The following is a 16,997-nucleotide window of genomic DNA, read 5'->3' as shown; positions in this document are numbered from 1 at the left end:
CGTGCGCATCGACCTGCAAGCTGCCGCACATGAGACCATCGCATCGGAGACAGCGAAGTGCCTACCGCGCGAAGCCGGTGGCATCCTCCTCGGCTACCGAGAGGACAGCAACGTAGTAGTCACCCACGCCCTGACCGTTGGCGGGCACGGGTCAACCACGGACAGATACGTCCGCGATGATGTTCGCGCAAACGCAGCCCTCGCGGAGTTTCTGGCGCAGCGCGCCGATGACGATCCAGTCGGCTATGTCGGCGAGTGGCACAACCATCCCGCTCCATCTGGCCCCAGTCCGACCGACCATGCCGCCATGCGCGCGATCGCCAAAGTCAGCCACAGCCCGATAGCGCTGCTCGTCTACGCCCGCGGGAAAGGTGACGAGTTCTTCGGGCTCATCGCCGGGCGCGGGCGGCTTGGACGCACCGTAACGCGGAAGGCGACGGTATCCCTCCCACCGCCAAGGTTCGAGTCACTGGGGCCGCTACCTGACGGTGCTGTTCGGGGCGACGGCCCCGTGTTCATCTCCTACCGCCAGTCAGACGGAACGCCGCAAGCGGAGTCACTGGAGGATCTGCTTCGAGCCGCCGGCCTCGTCGTATGGAGGGACCGCACCGATCTGCGGCCGGGCACGACCACCGACCGCCTCGAACAGGCCCTCACCACGGGACTCTCGGCAGGCGTGCTCGTCGTGACGCCTGACATCGCTGACAGCGACATCGTTCGCGAACGAGAGCTACCTCGCTTGCTCCAGCTCGACGCTGATCCCGCATTCAGCCTCTGCATCGCGAACAAGGTCGCCCGAGTGGGAAGCGAGTCAAAGTGTGACTACGACGCTCCGGACCGGCTCTTGCGGCTCGCGCCAGCACGAACTCTGGCCGACAAGAAGCAGGCCAACATGCTCGAACCGTCCGGCGAGGTCGAGATTGCGCGAGACCTCCTTATGCACCGCATCGAACAACGCAAGCCTGTAATCCGCGAAGAGAGCCGAGATTTCACCATCCGGGTGCAAAGCCGCCCAGCCCCGTTCGCCATCGACGCCGATGAGGACGACCTCCACATCCGTGTCAAGCCCTCAGACGACGGGCGGCTCCCCTCGCAAGCAGGGCTGGAACTCTTGCGAACGACTCTCCCGCTGATCAGCGATGCTGTGTTCGCGGCCGGTGCGAAGTGCATACGCATATCTGGCGGAGCCCACCTGTCAGTCGGACTCGCACTGGGAGCGGCACTACCTGAAACAAAGTTCGGCAACGCGGTGGTGCTCGATGTCAAGGACAATGCCTGGCGATCAATCGCGCCAGACGACGACCCATACAGCACCAACTTGACGATCGAGACGGTTCAGGTCGAACACGATGAAGCGCCGGAAACCGAGCCTCGCGTCGCGATCTTCGTGACCTTGACTTCAGAACCGGATCGGACTGCGTTCGAGCGGCTTGTGACCGAATCTGCCGACCGCTTCACCGCGGCCGAGGTCGTGTCGGTTGCAGGTTCCGAGCGCATCGACCCAAGAGAGGCAGCTCGCCTGAGTGCAGCCGTGGCGCAGCAGATCAAGAGATTGTCCGCCAGCCAAGGGCGCGCCGAGGTGCACCTCGCCTTCCACGGACCATACACAATGGCGATACTCGTCGGGCGTCACCTCAACACCCTGCAAACCGTCGTCTACGAGTGGGACGGCAATGCGAACGGCGGCCCACGATATAAGCCAGTCATCACCCTTGATCCCGGCGTGACACACGGACCGATCACTGACGTGCTCGCATGACGGCTCCCTTACTCGACCCGGCACTGGTGGGACAACGTCCCATCGCGATCGGCTGATGGGCTCCTCTCCTGGGGCGTATCCGGGCCGCTTCAGATGCTTGTCGCTCGAAAACACCATGCATAAGCGATAACAGCTCGGCCAGTAGTCCGGAGGGGACGTCGTCAGGGTCGGGTATGGACAGCACCCTGGGTAGGTCGCGATCGGTGTCGCTTATGCGGACGAACCGAATGATCGGCAGGTACCTCTTCTCGTAAACTTCGGTCAGCTCTGCCAAGCTCGCCGCACCGGGACGTCCCGTCACGAACTTGGGCATCCACTCGTACACCTCAGCGTAGACGTTTTCGGCGGCGTACAGCAAGAAAGACCGGCCCTGCCGCATGGCGATCAGTCGTGTCGGACGGCCTGTCCGGGCGGTGTGGTCGACCGCGCTCAGAACAGCGTTCGCGTCGACCACCGCGACCACGCGATGACGGTCGAAGGGGTGGATCGCGAGGGAGTCGCCGGACGTGGTCATCCTCGGATGCTAACGGTGAGGTGAGACAACCGCGGATCTCCACCACCCACATACTCCGAGGCTTCGAGTCCACGGATGTCGGCATGAACTGTCCCGACCTTGACCGACTGCCGAACGTTCGGCATAGCGGATGTCGCCGATGTAATCTGTCTCGAACACGAGATACTTCGATGGTGAGACTGAACCTCAAGGCCGTGGAGCAGCGTATCGCCGCGCTCGGAGGACGCGACTCGTATGACCGCGAGTTCATCTTCGAGCTGCTCCTGGCGTACGGCAAGCCGCAGGGCAACGTCACCCGCCTGCGCACAGGCTCGCTCAACGTCGCGGACGACCCGGAGACCGAGGTCGCGCAGAAGAACGTCGTCTACTTCAAGGAGACCACTGGGGACCCGCTCGCCGTGATCGACGAGCTCAAGACATCGCCGGCCGTCGTTCGCTACCGCACGCGCTTCGTGATCGTCACGAACTACGACGAGTTGCTCGCCGTCGACATCAAGACCGGCGAGAACCTGATGATCCCCATCCGGGACATCGACCAGCACTTCACCTTTTTCCTGCCCTGGGCTGGGATGGAGAAGGCGCAGTACGTGACGGAGGCACACGCCGATGTCAAAGCTGCGGAGCGGATGGGCAAGCTCTTCGACGAGCTGCTCGCGGCCAACCCCGGCCTGCTCGAACGCCCGACCGGCCGGCACTCACTGAACGTGTTCTTCACCAGGCTGCTGTTCTGCTTCTTTGCAGAGGACACCGGGATCTTCGACGAGGGCCAGTTCACGACGTCCGTCGGCTCCCACACACAGCGTGATGGGTCGGACATGGACGCTTTCCTCGGCGCGCTGTTCGAGGCCCTGGATACCGATGACCGCTCAGCCGATCCCGTGCCGGTGTACTTGACGGCCTTTCCGTACGTCAACGGTCGGCTGTTCCGGATGGACTCGGACCAGACGGTGCCGGCGTTCACGCAGGCGGCGCGGGATCTGCTGATCGCCCTGGGCACCCTGGACTGGAGCCAGATCAACCCCGACATCTTCGGGTCGATGTTCCAAGCGGTCGTCGACCCCAACGAGCGCAGCGATCTCGGGCAGCACTACACCTCGGTGCCGAACATCCTGAAGACGATCGAACCGCTGTTCCTGGACGGGCTGCGCGAACAGTTCGACTCCTGCTACGACTCCGTCCGAAAGCTCGAAGCGCTGCTCGACCGCATCAGCGCGATCAAGGTGTTCGACCCGGCCTGTGGCTCCGGAAACTTCCTGGTCATCGCCTACAAGGAGCTGCGCAAGCTCGAGCACGCGATCCTGGAGCGGCTCGCCGAACTCGATTCCAAGCATCAGGTGCTATTTGCGCAGTCGAGAATCAACATCGAGAACTTCTACGGCATCGAGATCGCCGACTTCGCCGCCGAGGTTGCAATCCTGTCTCTGTGGCTCGCGAAACATCAGATGAACACCGAGTTCAAGGAGAAGTTCAACGTCTCGATCCCGCTGATCCCATTGAAGGAGACAGGACAGATCCGGCATGGCAACGCGACCAGGATCGACTGGAACGACGTCTGCCCGAACGGCGGAGCGACGGAGATCTATTTGATCGGAAATCCTCCCTATGCCGGAGCAAAGACCCAAACCAAGGATCAGAAAGCTGACTACGACTTTGTGTTCCGCAGTCGCCCCTTTAACAAGAACCTTGACTACATTGCTCTCTGGTTCGTAAAGGGCGCTGACTACATTGCAGGAACACGCGCGGAGTTGGCCTTCGTCACCACAAACTCGGTGTCCCAGGGTGAGCATGTTGGATTGATGTTCCCGATGATCTTCGCCAACGACATCGAGATTGGATTCGCTTACACCTCATTCAAGTGGGAAAACAACGCGAAACACAACGCGGGTGTGACGGTCGCAGTCATCAGCCTCCGCAATCGGTCGAGCGAGCCAAAGTATCTTTACACTGGTGGCCTCCAGATCGCCGCGAAGAACATTAATGGCTATCTTACCGACGGTGCCAACGTTGTTATTGAACGCCGCAGTAGACCTTTAGGCGCGTCTCGGCCCGAGATGGTGTTCGGGTCAATGCCTCGCGATGGCGGTGGACTGATCCTGTCGCCTGTCGAGCGTGCAGACATGATCGCTGCCGACCCTCGCAGCGACCAGTTCATTAAGCGCTATATGGGCTCCTCCGAGGCCATCAACGATGGCGAACGCTATTGCTTGTGGATTTCTGATGATTCGGCTGAGAGGGCCGCTCGAATCCCCGCCATCGCGCCACGCCTCGCAAAGGTTAGCGCAGAACGCAAGGAGAGCAAGGCTTCGAGCACCGCAGGCTACGCGTCACGGCCTTACCGGTTTGTCCAGATCAGCTACAAGCCGACCGACTCGATCATTGTCCCACGCGTGTCTTCCGAGCGTCGCCCATATATGCCTATGGGCTACCTCGGGCCAGATACCGTGATCTCCGATGCCGCCTTCGCTGTTTACGACGCAGAACCCTGGGTGTTCGCGCTGTTGACGTCAGCGATGCACATGGTTTGGATGCGGGCGGTTGGCGGTCGGATGAAGACGGACTTTCGTTACTCCAACACGATCGTCTACAACAACTTCCCGGTTCCAGCTCTCTCGGATGCGATGAAGGAGCAGCTTACAATTGCGGCTCTGCGGGTATTGGATGTGCGCGAGTACCACTGTGAGAAGACTCTCGCAGGGTTGTATGACCCAGACCTGATGCCAGAGGACCTACGGGCGGCCCATGCCGAGGTCGACCGACTGGTCGACTCGATCTACTCGAAGCGCGAGTACGAGACCGATGAGCAGCGATTGTCGGATCTCTTTGCCCTGTACGAGGAGATGACCGCCGAAGAGGCTGCGAAAGCTCCTGTGAGTAAGACGAGAGGTGTGCGGAAGTGAACGCGATCAAGAAGCCTGCCAACGTCGTCAATGTGACATATGCGCGCACCGGCGCGTCGGTGCACACGGATGCGATGGGCATGCGGGAGATGCAGGCGCGTGTGTTCGCCAAGCGTGACGCTCAGCATCTGCTGGTCAAAGCGCCGCCGGCCTCGGGCAAATCGCGCGCGTTGATGTTCGTCGGCCTCGACAAGCTCTACAACCAGGGCCGCAAGAAGGTCATCGTCGCTGTTCCGGAGCGTTCGATCGGGGCGTCTTTCGCGTCGACGAACCTGACTGAGAATGGTTTCTTCGCCGATTGGGAGGTCAAGCCGGAGCACAACCTCTGCGATCCCGGTTCGTCGCAGGGCAAGGTCGGTGCGTTCATCGACTTCCTGAACGGGCCCGACGCGGTCCTGATCTGTACTCACGCGACTCTGCGGTTCGCATTCGAGAAACTCGCCCCCGACGCGTTCAACGGCACCGTGCTGGCGATCGACGAGTTCCACCACGTGTCCGCCGACGTCGAGGCCAGCCGTCTCGGCGCGCTGCTGCGGGAGGTCATGAGCGGCTCCGACGTGCACATCGTGGCGATGACCGGCTCGTACTTCCGCGGTGACTCGGTTCCGGTGCTGTCAGCCGAGGACGAGGCCCTGTTCACACCGGTCACGTTCAACTACTACGACCAGCTCAACGGCTACGAATACCTGCACTCGCTCGGGATCGGACACCACTTCTACCAGGGCCGCTACACCGAAGCGATCGGCGAGGTCTTCGATCTGGACAAGAAGACACTCATCCACATCCCGAACGTGAACTCCGGCGAGTCCACCAAAGACAAGATCGAGGAAGTCGGGTTCATCATTGACTCGATCGGCCAGGTCGAGGCCACCGACCCCGAGACCGGGATCATCAGCATCCGCCGATCCGACACTGGCGAGACGTTGCTCCTCGCCGACCTGGTGGACGACACCGACCAGAAGAGACGCGCCGACACCCTGCACTACGTCGCCACGGTCGCATCCAAGGATCGCGATGCCGTGGACGTGATCCTTGCACTCGGGATGGCGAAGGAGGGCTTCGACTGGCCGTTCGCCGAGCACGCTCTCACCGTCGGCTACCGGGCGTCACTGACCGAGGTCATCCAGATCATCGGTCGGGTGACCCGCGACAGCCCGGGCAAGGAGCACGCCCAGTTCACGAACCTGATCGCCGAGCCGGACGCCTCCCAGGGCGAGGTGAAGGTGTCGGTGAACAACATGCTCAAGGCCATAACCGCGTCGCTGCTGATGGAGCAGGTGCTCGCGCAGAACTTCGAGTTCAAGACCAAGCGCACCGACGATGGCGAACCGACCCCGCCGGGTGTCATCAAGATCAAGGGCTTCAAGGAGCCATCGACGCCCAGGATCAAGCAGATCGTCGAGACCGACCTCAACGATCTCAAGGCCACGATCCTGCAGGACGACACCTTTGCAAAGGCGGCCGCCGGCTCGGTCGACCCCGAGACCACAAACAAGGTGCTGATACCGAAGATCATCCGCGAGCGGTACCCCGACCTCGACGAGTCCCAGGTGGAGGAACTGCGCCAGCAGGTCGTCGTGGACTCGGTGATCAAGAACGGCGAAGTCCGCGAGGTCGGCGACAAGCGGTTCATCAAGATGTCCGAGAAGTTCGTGAACATCGACGACATCAACATCAACCTCATCGACTCGATCAACCCGTTCCAGCGGGCCTTCGAGATCATGTCCAAGTCCGTCACGCCGTCGGTACTACGGATCATCTCCGACGCAATCACCGCGACCCGTCTCGAGGTCACCGACGAGGAAGCCCTCGCGACCTGGCCGAAAATCCAGGCATGGGCCAAGGTCAACGGCGGGCGTAAGCCTGATGTGCGGTCCGAGGACCCGACCGAGAAGAGGTACGCGGAGGTGCTGCTGTTCTTGCAGCGGAAGAAGCAACAACACCTTGGCAGGCAGAAGGCGGCCCGACTGGCGGATGAGTCATGACCAGCGACAAGGGTCTCGGACCCGTTGACGTGTCGTTCCCGGCCATCGACATTCAAGTGCTGATCGACTCCGATACCGACGGTCTGCTGGACACACCGGCGAAGCCGAAGAAGGTCACCTCGACCGATCGACTGGAGCGGGCGTTCCTGGAGATCGTAGAGTTTCGACGCACTCACGGCCGGGTTCCGAGCTCAACGACGCGAGAGATCGCCGAGCGCAAGCTCGGTGCACGACTGGATGGCATCCTCGCGGACGAGAAGAAGATCGAGGCGCTCAAACCGCTCGACGAATTCGACCTGCTCGAGACACCCGAAGCACCTGCGTCCCTCGACGACCTGCTGGAAACGGACGACCTCGATCTCCTCGGCGACGATTCAGGGCTGCTGGACGTGTCCGACCTGCCGGCGCGTCGTCAGGTCTACGAGGGTGCGGATGCTGCGCGCCGTCACAAGTCCGAAGACTTTGAGCAGTTCGAACCGATGTTCAATCAGAAGCACGCGGAGCTCCGGGCAGGCGCGTGCAAGCTGCTGCCATACCCCGGTCTGGCACAGGTCGTCCCCGGCGCGTTCTTCGTGCTCAACGGCGTCATGCTGTTCATCGCCGAGGTGGGCGAGACCGAGTACAAGAAGACAACGGTCCGCGAGAACAAGCGCGAACGTCTGCGCTGCATCTTCGAGAACGGCACCGAGTCATCGATGTACCGGCAGTCACTCGGGATCAGGCTGAGCGACGAGGACGGCCAAATCGTCGTGCAGACCGAGCTGCCCGAGATCCTCACTGACGACGAGGTCAGCGGCTACATCTATGTGCTCCGGTCACGCAGCGATGATCCGCAGATCGCCGGTATCAAGGATCTGCACAAGATCGGATTCTCCCGCGGCCCGGTCGAGCAGCGGATCAAGAACGCCGCGACCTCTCCGACATACCTGATGGCCTCCGTCGACATCGTGGCGAGCTATCGGACCTACAACCTCAAGACCTCGGCTCTGGAGAACCTCCTACATCGAGTCTTCGCAGATGTGCGGTTAAACCTCACCCAGGCCGACCGCAAGGGTCGCGACTACGATCCATCGGAGTGGTTCGTCGTCCCGCTGAACGTGATCGACCAGGCGATCGACCTAATCATGTCGGGAGACATCGTCGACTACGTCTACAACCCGAAGGTCCAGAGGTTCGTCGAGCGCGGCTGACACGGAGCAATCTCTTGCCAAGGTCAGGGGAAGGTGCCCGCCGTGTGGATGTCTCCTCTGTGGGCACCTCATACTTCGCTGCCGGTGATCCTGGTGAGCGTACCGTCAGCGAGGTGCGGTAAGGTGCCGATATGCTCGGGGGCCGGTTACGGCTCATGGTGCCGTGGTCATCGGATCAGGCCAGGCTCGTCGTAGCAAGGGCCGCTGTCGCGCACATGCGACCTGTCGGGCAACTGGTGCTGGTGTTCGTTGAAGGCATGTTCGGCGGCCTGCGGTAGCGCGTGCTCGGTGGCTCGGGTCTGGTTGATCCGTTCGACGGCTTCGGTCGGGGTCAGGGAGCGTAGTGCCGCGATTTCGGCTCGGGCCTGCTCCGCTGTCCGTGTCGCGTCCTCGACCCGGCTGGCGGGTCGGGTGTTGAGGTAGGCCGCCGGGTTCTTCGTCACGGTCTGCGCGCCGAAGATACGGGCGTAGATGCGCAGGTGTAGCAGGTCATCGGGTCGGAGTGCGGCGTTAAGGGCCTTCGTCGCGGCCTCGTACTGCACGGCGGCGTCGATCACGCGCTGGTCGGCGTCAATCCGGGGCCGGATGGCGCGATCCCCCCATGTGACCTGGTCCTCGTTCCACCGGGGCGGCTCACCCCATTCCCTGGTCAATTGTCGTTCCGCGTGGCGCGCGCGGACTCTCGCGGTGTCGTACACGCTGGTGGCTCGACGCTTCCCGAACCTACCGGCCGTCGCCAGGCGGTCGCGGGCGGTGCGCTGGGCGGTGTCGGCGTCCCGCCACTGAGCCGGTGCGTGCGATGCCTGCTTGGTGAGGGGTCTGGCGACGTGGGCGCGCACGGCGTCGAGGTTCTGCTTGGCCGCCCCGGTGGCGTAACGTGCTTGCTCGCGCTCGTGATGTTGCTGCGCGTAGAGGTCGGTGAGCGCGTCGGCGGCTTGCTGCCACAAGGCTGCCCGTTGTTCCGCACGTTCGGCTCGTGTGGTGAGGGCGGCTATTTCCGCCTTGACGGCCTTTACGGGGCCATCCTCCACCAGGCCGCGCACCGCCTGGGCCGCGTGCTGGGTGGCGTCGGGCAGGCCGCGGTCGGCGCGGTCGCGCTGCACGGCGTCGATGAACTGCTCACGCGCGGCGGGCAGGCTCTCGGCGATGATGTGCAACTGGTTCTCGTCCGTGCCGCGGGTCATGCCGACGTAGACCGCGGCTCCGCTCATGGCGTCGGTCAGGATCGTGTGCGACCTGCCAGTGGTGATGCCTTGTACCCCGTAGGCGGTGGAGGCATACGACAGGTGCGTGTGCTCGGTCACGTACCCGGCGGGTAGCCGCACCGTGTGCGCGCGTTTGCGGTCGCTGCTTGCTTCGACCGCCCATACCTCTCCGTCTTGGGCGACGTGGCACACGATCCATTGCTGCAGGTTCGCCACGCCCAGGCTGGTGTCGTTCTTGCGGGTCTGGATCAGGTCGCCTCGCCCGATCGGCAGCCCGTCCGATCCGGTGGCGGTTATCTGATCATCCACGATCCCGGCTTGCACGCGCGTGTCGCGGATGCGCTGGTTCAGGTCGGTGGCCTGCTCGTTGGTGGCGACCGTGACCGCCTCTCCGTCCGCCCGGTGCGCAGCGATGTGCTCGTGCAGGTTTCCGGTGTCGGGGTACAGGCGGATCAACCCGAGCGCGTAGAGCCGGTCGAGGATCGCGGCGGGATCGTCCCGGTCGCGCAGCCGGAGGGTGAGGTCGGCGTAGGTCGGATCAGTGAACCGGTGGACCACTGTCATGTCGATGCTGCGGCCCCGCATGGTTGCAGCCATGTCCAGGACCCCGCCGCGGCCGACCGCGGGCAGTTGCGCGCGGTCGCCGACCAGGGCGAGGGTTGCACCCTGTTCGGTGGCGAGGGCGAACAGGGCGAGGGCGCTGTCTTGGTCGAGCATCCCGGCCTCATCCACCACGACCCGCTCCCCAGCGCGCAGCCGTGCCGTCTCGGGTGGGTTGGTGTAGGTGCCGCCGGTCACCGAGTCGATGTCACCGGGGGTGAGGCGTGTCCATACCCCGTCACTGTTCCACCGCCACCCGTGCGCATACACCAGCGCGGCCACCGAATCCGCGGGCACACCGAGGACCTGGTGGGCGACCTCGGCGGCCTTCTTCGTGGGGGCGACCACCCGCACCGAACGCCCCTCGTGTTCGGCGGCTTTGATCGCGGTGGCGAGCATGCTCGTCTTCCCACTACCCGCCGCGCCCTCCACCACAACGAGGGGATCACCGGAGGCACGGATTACGCCTTGCTGTTTGAAGAGTGCTCCGTTGTCCAGGCCTCGCCACTTCCCGACCGCCCAGATGCGGGTGCCGATCTGCATGTGGATATGCCGGTGCGGGTCTCCCGCCCGGGACGTGCGGTGCGCGATCCCCACCACCTGCATACTCTCGACGGGTACGACCTCTTGTGCCCCCAGCGAGCCGACGCGAGTCCCCGAATGCCGGGCAAGCCAGCGTCGAATCTCCGCCAGCGCGTCCTGCTGCGCCGCATCCAACGCTGCCGACACCTCCGGATGCAGGGCAGCGGCGATCGACAAGCTCTTGGGGGTGTTGATGACCATCTCCATGAACCGGGGCGAAGCTCGCCGATCCGACCCCGCACGACGAGGCTTGTCCATCCGCTCCCCGGTCACCGGGTTCGTCCAGTCCACCCAGGCCGCATACGCGGCAGGGTGAAGGCTCACCTCGGCGGGCACTGTGCCTTCGCCGTCCAGCGCGGCGAACTGCGCCACCGTTGCCTCCGCATCCAAGTAGTAATCATCGGCACGGCACCGGTCGGCCTCGACACAACGGCATGCGTCAGCTCCAGCGCCCCGGAGCAGGATCACCCCACCATGCATCGCCACCGCCTCCGACCAACCAGTACTTAACTAGTGTACTGGCAACTACGGCACTTAGTCTACGTTCATTCAGGATCGAACATCGGTCCTGATGCGGGTCGGGATGACGAGGGAAGAGGGGCGGTGGAGAGAGACGTGAGGAGAAGAAATGGCGGCAAAGGACGGTGAGGGCAAGTTCGCGAGGGCGGTGTTGAATGAGTGGGTCGAGCTTGCGAAGGGCGGCCTGCCGGATCTCCACCGAGGACGCTGCGGTAGCCCAATCCGCTCCAGACGCCCGTTTCTCGGCCTTCGCTGGATCGTGCCGTGCCGGATGGCGCAAAGCCGGGTCGCTGGTCCACGACTCCGCTGCGCTGACCGCGGCATGCACTTGCAGTGGGCGTGCCGCTACTTCTCCGCTGTGCTCAGTCGGGAGAATGGATCACCGGTCGCAGGAGGAGTCACAATGGCGCAGAACGAACTCGTCGTCGGCGAGCCGCGTCTTGGATGGTTCATCGACGGCAACGAGGAAACCGACTCGATCGCGGTGATGCTCCGCGACACGGGCAAGGCGATCGAACTCACCGTCCCACTGCAGGGAATGTTCGGATCAGATGATCCTTACTCCCGGTGGTGGGCCCACGGCATCATGTTCGCCGACGACCCGGATCGCGCGAAGCACAGCTACCGTCCACCCAAGGTGCTGCTCATGCATGACCACGCCGGAGCTGTCACGCTTGTCGGCTGCCGAGCGACCGGCTGGAACAACAGCTTCCAGGCAGGCCGGGGCCAGATCGTTGCCAACTACGCCGTCCTCGGCGGGCAGTCGTTGAAATACGACAGGATCAATGGCCTCCGTACGGAGGTTCCAGCTCTCGCCGCCTGGACACGGCTCAGCAGCATGAAGGTGGACGTCACGACGGACAAGTCGAACCGTGTGCAGTCTGTGCAAATGACGCTCACCAACGCGCCGGAGGTGAAACTCGCGAGGCCACTCAACCTGACGATGAAGTCGACTTGGCGGACGGAGAACCCCCGCGGGAGCTTCCTTGCTTATGAAGGCGTGAAGTTGGAAACCCATGTCGCGCAGCCGCGAGGATGGGATGACCACCTCAAGTTCCACGGCGCCGTGCTCGACCTCGTCTCTCTTGCAGCATGGCGACCCTTCGGCTTCGCGACGGTCGAGGTCCTTCGTGCCGATGATCCTGTCATGAGATCCGGCGGCACAGTGATGTCCGAGAAGTGGTCGTCCGTTGCGACACACCGGCTACCACGACACGAACCCTGGGCAAACGAACCGCGCTTTCTGTTCCCGTGGATCGAAATTGGCCCTCGCGGTGTCGCCCGGTGGCTGAAGCTCCGTGCGGACTACTACCAGGCCGTCGGCCCTCTGCTCAGCGTGCTTCGCTCCGACCATGTGTGGAGCCACGCGAGCGCGGTACAGAGCGGCATTGCCCTTGAGGCGCTCGGGTACCTGATCGATACGAAGAAGAACGCCAGTGCTCATCTCAACTCCCGCAAGCAGATGAACTTCAAACCCGCGCTCCAGGTGATCCTCGATGACCTTGCCGAGTCGCCATTCACCGACACGGCTGGCTGGATCGGTCGAGCCGACGATGTCTACATGGGCGCAAAGCACCCCGATCGCCCCCAGCCAGACTCCCTCGTCATGTTAAACACCCTTCGGGAGAATCTCCTCGTCCTCCGCTACTGGATCGCCCAGCAACTTGGGGCAACCGCTAATTCGCTTCGGCAGGGGCTCGCGACCGACCCGCTCGCGAGTGAGTTCGAGGCGATCGACTGAGTCCAGCCACCAAACCCGGGCGGACCCGGAGTCCCTCGGGTCACTGCGTGAACTGATCGAACAGCGCCGGGTGGAGTTCAACTCCCCCGTCGCCGTCATGACCACTCTGGTTATCCGGCGCGGCCTCGACGTCCGGGTGGGAGCAGTCCTTTGCGGCGGGCACGCGCGACCCAGCCCTGGGCGGTGGAGAGCGGCACCGTGCTGATCCGGGCCATCGTCGCGGTCGGGTTCGGGTCGCCGTCGTCGGTGAGGCGGGTGTGCTGGAGCGCGACGACCTCGTAGAAGTCGGGGGTGCGCTTCGGGTTCCCCAACGGCTTCATCACGTCCTTGGAACGCAGGACGCGACCGGACGGCAGCGTCAACCTGCCGTCATCGAACCGGGTGGCTCCGGTGACGGCGAACTGGCGGCGGTTGATCGCCGCCTCGATCCGCGAGGTCGGGAGGTTGCGCAGCATCGGGCTTGCCACGGGATCACCTGCCCACTCGGGCAGGTAGACGATCCCGCTGATCCGTACCTCGCCCTTGGGTTCCTCGTCCAGGACGTACTGGCGTTGCAGGCGCAGCAGCACGCGGGTGTTCGACTCGGTGTGCTGGATCAGGAACCAGCGCCCGGAGTCGGTGTTGTTATGGCTGGAGTTCAACTTCCGATCCAGCCCCGGCGCGGGATCGACCCACTGCTCATACTTGAGCGCCTTGTCAATCGTCGTGCTGTCGCGTTCGGGGTCAATGGGCGAAGCGTCGGGCATCTGCCAGCCCGCAGGCAAGTCCGCTGCCACCAGCAACGGCACGCTCTCCAGATCCTCGATCACATCCCCGATCCTACATGAACTCATGCAATGGCCGCTACGCCATATCTGTGGTACGGTGGGTATCTGCTGGCGTATCTGCCAACGCGTGAGATAGAGATGAGTGACTCGAACCGATCCACCAACGTCCAGCGACCACAACGCGCGGCGCGAGACCGGGGTTTGCTCGGGGCAGGCTCTCGGAATGATCCCGGGCGGCTGCGCCTCCGGGTCACAAGGCGGGCAGAGCCCGACGTGCACAAGCTGGTGGACTGGGTACTGAACATCGCCCAGGCTCGCTACGACGCGCACCGTGCCGGAGAACCTGACCCCTACGGCCTCCCAACACCTGACGGTCTTGGCCCGGCGTCAGACGAACGGGGCAAAGTAGAGGCTGAGCCACTGCACCAACGAAGGAGCACCGCATGACCATCGCCGCTCCCACTCCGGCAGGCGTGACCGGCAACCACGTCGGGGACAAGCCCGTGCTCCTGGCCGTCTCCTATCTGCGCGTCTCCACCCGGGAGCAGGCCGAGCGCGGCGGCACCGAGGAAGGTTTCTCAATCCCCGCCCAGCGGGAGGCAAACCAGCGCAAGGCCGACGAACTCGGCGCGCGAATCGTCCACGAGTTCGTGGACGCGGGCGAGTCGGCACGCTCGGCGGATCGTGACGGTCTGCAAGACATGCTCGCGTTCATCACCACGGCACGGGTGCAGTTCTGCATCGTCCACAAGCTCGACCGGCTCGCCCGCAACCGCGCCGACGACGTCAAGATTCACGAAGCCCTCATCAGCGCCGGGGTCACCCTCGTCTCCGCCACCGAGTCCATCGACCAGACGCCTTCGGGGATGCTCGTGCACGGCATCATCTCCTCCATCGCGGAGTTCTACTCCCGCAACCTCGCCACTGAAGTCACCAAAGGCCTGACGCAGAAGGTCGCCCAGGGCGGCACCCCGATGCGCGCACCGATCGGCTACCTCAACGTCCGTCGCGCCGACGATCAGGGCCGCGAGATACGCACCGTCGAGGTCGATCCCGAACGCGCCCCGCTCATCCGATGGGCGTTCGAGCACTACGCCGAGGGCCGAGACTTCCGTGACCGGGCTACTGTGCGACCTCACCGCACGAGGGCTGCTCACGGTGCCGACGCCGAAGCGCCCGTCCAAGCCGTTGGGGAAGAACACGCTCTACAAGTTGCTGACGAACCCCTACTACGCGGGCGTGATCCGCTACAAGGGTGCCCTACATCCGGGCGCGCACGAACCGCTCATCGACCCGGCCTTGTTCGACACGGTGCAGTCGCTGCTGCGGGCGCGGACGGCGAGGATGACCCGGCATGTTCAGCACGCGCACCACCTGAAAGGGCTGCTGCACTGCGGCACCTGCGGATCGCGAATGCTGCTCGACTTCGCCACCAACCCCCGCGGTGCCACCTACGCCTACTTCGTCTGCTCCGGCAGAGCCGCGAAGAAGACCAGTTGCACACGGCGGGCGGTGCCCGTCGCGGTCGCCGAGCGCCTCGTCGCGGACTCCTACGCCTCGATCACGATCAGCGACGCGACCTACCGCGACCTCGCCGCCAAGGTCGATGCCGCGTTCGACAAGCGGATGGCAGGCCGCGACCAAGAGATAGCCGACCTCATGGCCAACCGGACGAGGCTCGAAGCAGAGAGTGACAAGCTGCTCGCCGCGCACTTCGCCGACGCCATCGACCTGCCCACCCTGAAACGACACCAAGACCGCATCCGAGCGGGCCTGACCGACGTGAACCGGCGTCTCGCGGAACACGACGAGCACCACACCGGAGGCCGAGCGTTCCTGCACGACTCGCTACGGCTGCTCACCGACGCGCACCACGCCTACACCCGATCCGGCGACGCCGACCGCCGGCTGGCGAACCAAGCGTTCTACACCCGGCTCGACATCACCGACGACGAACAACTCCGCCCGAGACTCGCGGAGCCATTCGCCACCATCATCCGCGAAGCACACGAGCACGGCGACGACGAACGAGAGGGGGCGGAACACGAACACGACGAACCTACGCGTGTCGCGTGTTCCCGTAAGACACTTTGGGTGGAGCCAAGGGGACTCGAACCCCTAACCCCCTGCTTGCAAAGCAGGTGCGCTACCAATTGCGCCATGGCCCCGAGGACCGACGGCCCTGCGCCGGCCCGGGTGGTGAGCTCAGCCGTCGGTCGACGACGAGCTCGGCGGCGCGGGCGGAGGAGTCGTGGCTTCGGCCCACAGCTCCTGCTCGGCCTTCTGTTCCTTCATCTTCTTGTTGACCAGGACGGCTCCGGCGACGGCTGCTGCTGCGAGGAGAAGCTTCTTCATGTCTCGATCCTGCCGTGTCGCCGGATGGCCGTCCACTCCGGGGTCTGCGAGGGACTAGGGGTGGGCCTAACAGGACTTGAACCTGTGACCTCTTCCTTATCAGGGAAGCGCTCTAACCGTCTGAGCTATAGGCCCGCCGCCGGGATCCGGCCGGACGAGGTTACCCCACTGGCACACCCTCCTCAAAAACGGTGCGTCTCGCCGGCACCTGACCACGACAACCCCGCACGTGCCGAGAAGATGTCGGCAGAGTCGTCCCGGGACGACATCTTCTCGGCACGTGCCGGAGGGGTTCAGGCGACGACGTCAACGGATACCTCGACCCAGCCGGCACCGCCCGGGTCGAGGTACGAGAACACCGTCAGACGGTCGCCGCATACCTCGATCCAGCGGCGCAGCCCCAAGTCGAGGTACAGGCCGTCCGGTCGACGCGTCGCTCCGCTCAGTCGTCGGTCAGGGTGAGCTGGAGGCCGCCGACGAGGGCGGAGCACACGTTGTAGAGGAACGCCCCGAGCGTCGCGATGGCCGTCATGATGACGACGTCGAGGACGGCGATGACGATCGACAGCGAGACGACCCGGCCGAAGCCGACGAAGTCCTTGATGCTGAAGGGCTTGGTGTCGCTTCCGGCGAGGACTTGGGTGATGACCGAGTCGATCTGGTCGAAGACGCCCATCCCCGCGAGGATCGTCCAGAGGACGGCGACCATGACGACCATCGCGATGCCGATGGCCACCGAGAGCAGGAAGGACATCTTCATCGCCGACCACGGGTCGACGCGGGAGACGGTGAGCTTGACCCGGCGGCCCCGGGCGGCGGCCGCCGCCTGCTGACGCGTCGGCCGGGGCGCCGCCGTTGGCGATCCCGCTGCCGCACCGGCGGG

11 protein-coding genes, 2 tRNA genes and 2 pseudogenes are annotated in these 16,997 nt (G+C 64.1%); 7 read left to right on the top strand and 8 right to left on the bottom strand.

Features of this window, described 5'->3' with window-relative positions; translation table 11 throughout:
* Window position 1: 1 nt before the first annotated feature.
* Window positions 2-1,759 (top strand): SAVED domain-containing protein, encoded by a 1,758-nt coding sequence (locus tag BN12_RS02610; protein ID WP_200901127.1) that lies wholly within the window; start codon window positions 2-4, stop codon window positions 1,757-1,759.
* Here the strand turns inward: BN12_RS02610 and BN12_RS02605 are convergent.
* Window positions 1,740-2,273, bottom strand: coding sequence for a PIN domain-containing protein (locus BN12_RS02605; protein ID WP_048549897.1), 534 nt, complete (start codon window positions 2,271-2,273; stop codon window positions 1,740-1,742). The two genes, BN12_RS02610 and BN12_RS02605, sit on opposite strands and share 20 nt — an antisense overlap.
* Before the next feature lie 170 nt (window positions 2,274-2,443).
* On the opposite strand from BN12_RS02605, the gene BN12_RS02600 reads away from it, so the two are divergent.
* Genes BN12_RS02600 through BN12_RS02590 form a run of 3 tightly spaced genes read left to right on the top strand, consistent with a single transcriptional unit; the run spans window position 2,444 to window position 8,345 of the window.
* Window positions 2,444-5,170 carry a DNA methyltransferase gene (locus BN12_RS02600; protein WP_048549896.1) on the top strand — a complete coding sequence of 909 codons (2,727 nt, stop codon included), beginning with the start codon at window positions 2,444-2,446 and terminating at the stop codon, window positions 5,168-5,170.
* Window positions 5,167-7,155: a DEAD/DEAH box helicase gene (locus BN12_RS02595; protein ID WP_157635311.1), complete on the top strand. Its 1,989-nt coding sequence runs from the start codon at window positions 5,167-5,169 to the stop codon at window positions 7,153-7,155. Before BN12_RS02600 ends, BN12_RS02595 begins: the two co-directional genes overlap by 4 nt.
* A complete protein-coding gene (locus BN12_RS02590) occupies window positions 7,152-8,345 on the top strand; it encodes a GIY-YIG nuclease family protein (protein WP_048549895.1) in 1,194 nt (397 codons plus the stop codon). Before BN12_RS02595 ends, BN12_RS02590 begins: the two co-directional genes overlap by 4 nt.
* 167 nt (window positions 8,346-8,512) lie before the next feature.
* Here BN12_RS02590 and BN12_RS02585 read toward each other — a convergent pair whose 3' ends face one another.
* Window positions 8,513-11,212, bottom strand: coding sequence for an AAA family ATPase (locus BN12_RS02585; RefSeq protein ID WP_048555916.1), 2,700 nt, complete (start codon window positions 11,210-11,212; stop codon window positions 8,513-8,515).
* 442 nt (window positions 11,213-11,654) lie between these two features.
* Here BN12_RS02585 and BN12_RS02580 point away from each other — a divergent pair, with 442 nt between their 5' ends.
* The gene (locus BN12_RS02580; protein WP_048549894.1) at window positions 11,655-12,992 is read left to right on the top strand and encodes an ApeA N-terminal domain 1-containing protein; all 1,338 of its coding nucleotides are present in this window, start codon (window positions 11,655-11,657) and stop codon (window positions 12,990-12,992) included.
* Window positions 12,993-13,102: 110 nt separating this feature from the next.
* Here BN12_RS02580 and BN12_RS02575 read toward each other — a convergent pair whose 3' ends face one another.
* Window positions 13,103-13,801 carry a hypothetical protein gene (locus tag BN12_RS02575; protein ID WP_048549893.1) on the bottom strand — a complete coding sequence of 233 codons (699 nt, stop codon included), beginning with the start codon at window positions 13,799-13,801 and terminating at the stop codon, window positions 13,103-13,105.
* A gap of 401 nt (window positions 13,802-14,202) precedes the next feature.
* Here BN12_RS02575 and BN12_RS25990 point away from each other — a divergent pair.
* Together BN12_RS25990 and BN12_RS25985 are read left to right on the top strand one after the other, a co-directional pair.
* Window positions 14,203-14,667 (top strand): annotated as a pseudogene (locus BN12_RS25990) (recombinase family protein); the annotation flags it as partial.
* Window positions 14,668-14,872: 205 nt separating this feature from the next.
* Window positions 14,873-15,247, top strand: a pseudogene (locus BN12_RS25985) (recombinase family protein); the annotation flags it as partial.
* 360 nt (window positions 15,248-15,607) lie between these two features.
* On the opposite strand, the gene BN12_RS25980 reads toward BN12_RS25985, so the two are convergent.
* The 5 genes from BN12_RS25980 to BN12_RS02550 all read right to left on the bottom strand — a co-directional run.
* Complete coding sequence (locus BN12_RS25980) at window positions 15,608-15,811, bottom strand: hypothetical protein (protein ID WP_048549891.1); 204 nt, start codon at window positions 15,809-15,811, stop codon at window positions 15,608-15,610.
* Window positions 15,812-15,854: 43 nt separating this feature from the next.
* Window positions 15,855-15,927 (bottom strand) — tRNA-Ala (locus BN12_RS02560).
* 37 nt (window positions 15,928-15,964) lie between these two features.
* Window positions 15,965-16,114 (bottom strand): DLW-39 family protein, encoded by a 150-nt coding sequence (locus BN12_RS24255; protein ID WP_157635310.1) that lies wholly within the window; start codon window positions 16,112-16,114, stop codon window positions 15,965-15,967.
* 61 nt (window positions 16,115-16,175) lie between these two features.
* Window positions 16,176-16,249, bottom strand: a tRNA-Ile gene (locus BN12_RS02555).
* A gap of 307 nt (window positions 16,250-16,556) precedes the next feature.
* A partial coding sequence (locus tag BN12_RS02550) for a DUF3566 domain-containing protein (RefSeq protein WP_083454362.1) occupies window positions 16,557-16,997 on the bottom strand: 441 nt, incomplete at its 5' end.

It is taken from the genome of Nostocoides japonicum T1-X7 (assembly GCF_001046855.1).
In the GTDB taxonomy this organism is placed as follows: domain Bacteria; phylum Actinomycetota; class Actinomycetes; order Actinomycetales; family Dermatophilaceae; genus Nostocoides; species Nostocoides japonicum.
The sequence above is the reverse complement of the archived record's forward strand: the minus strand, read 5'-3'. Positions and strand labels throughout refer to the sequence as shown.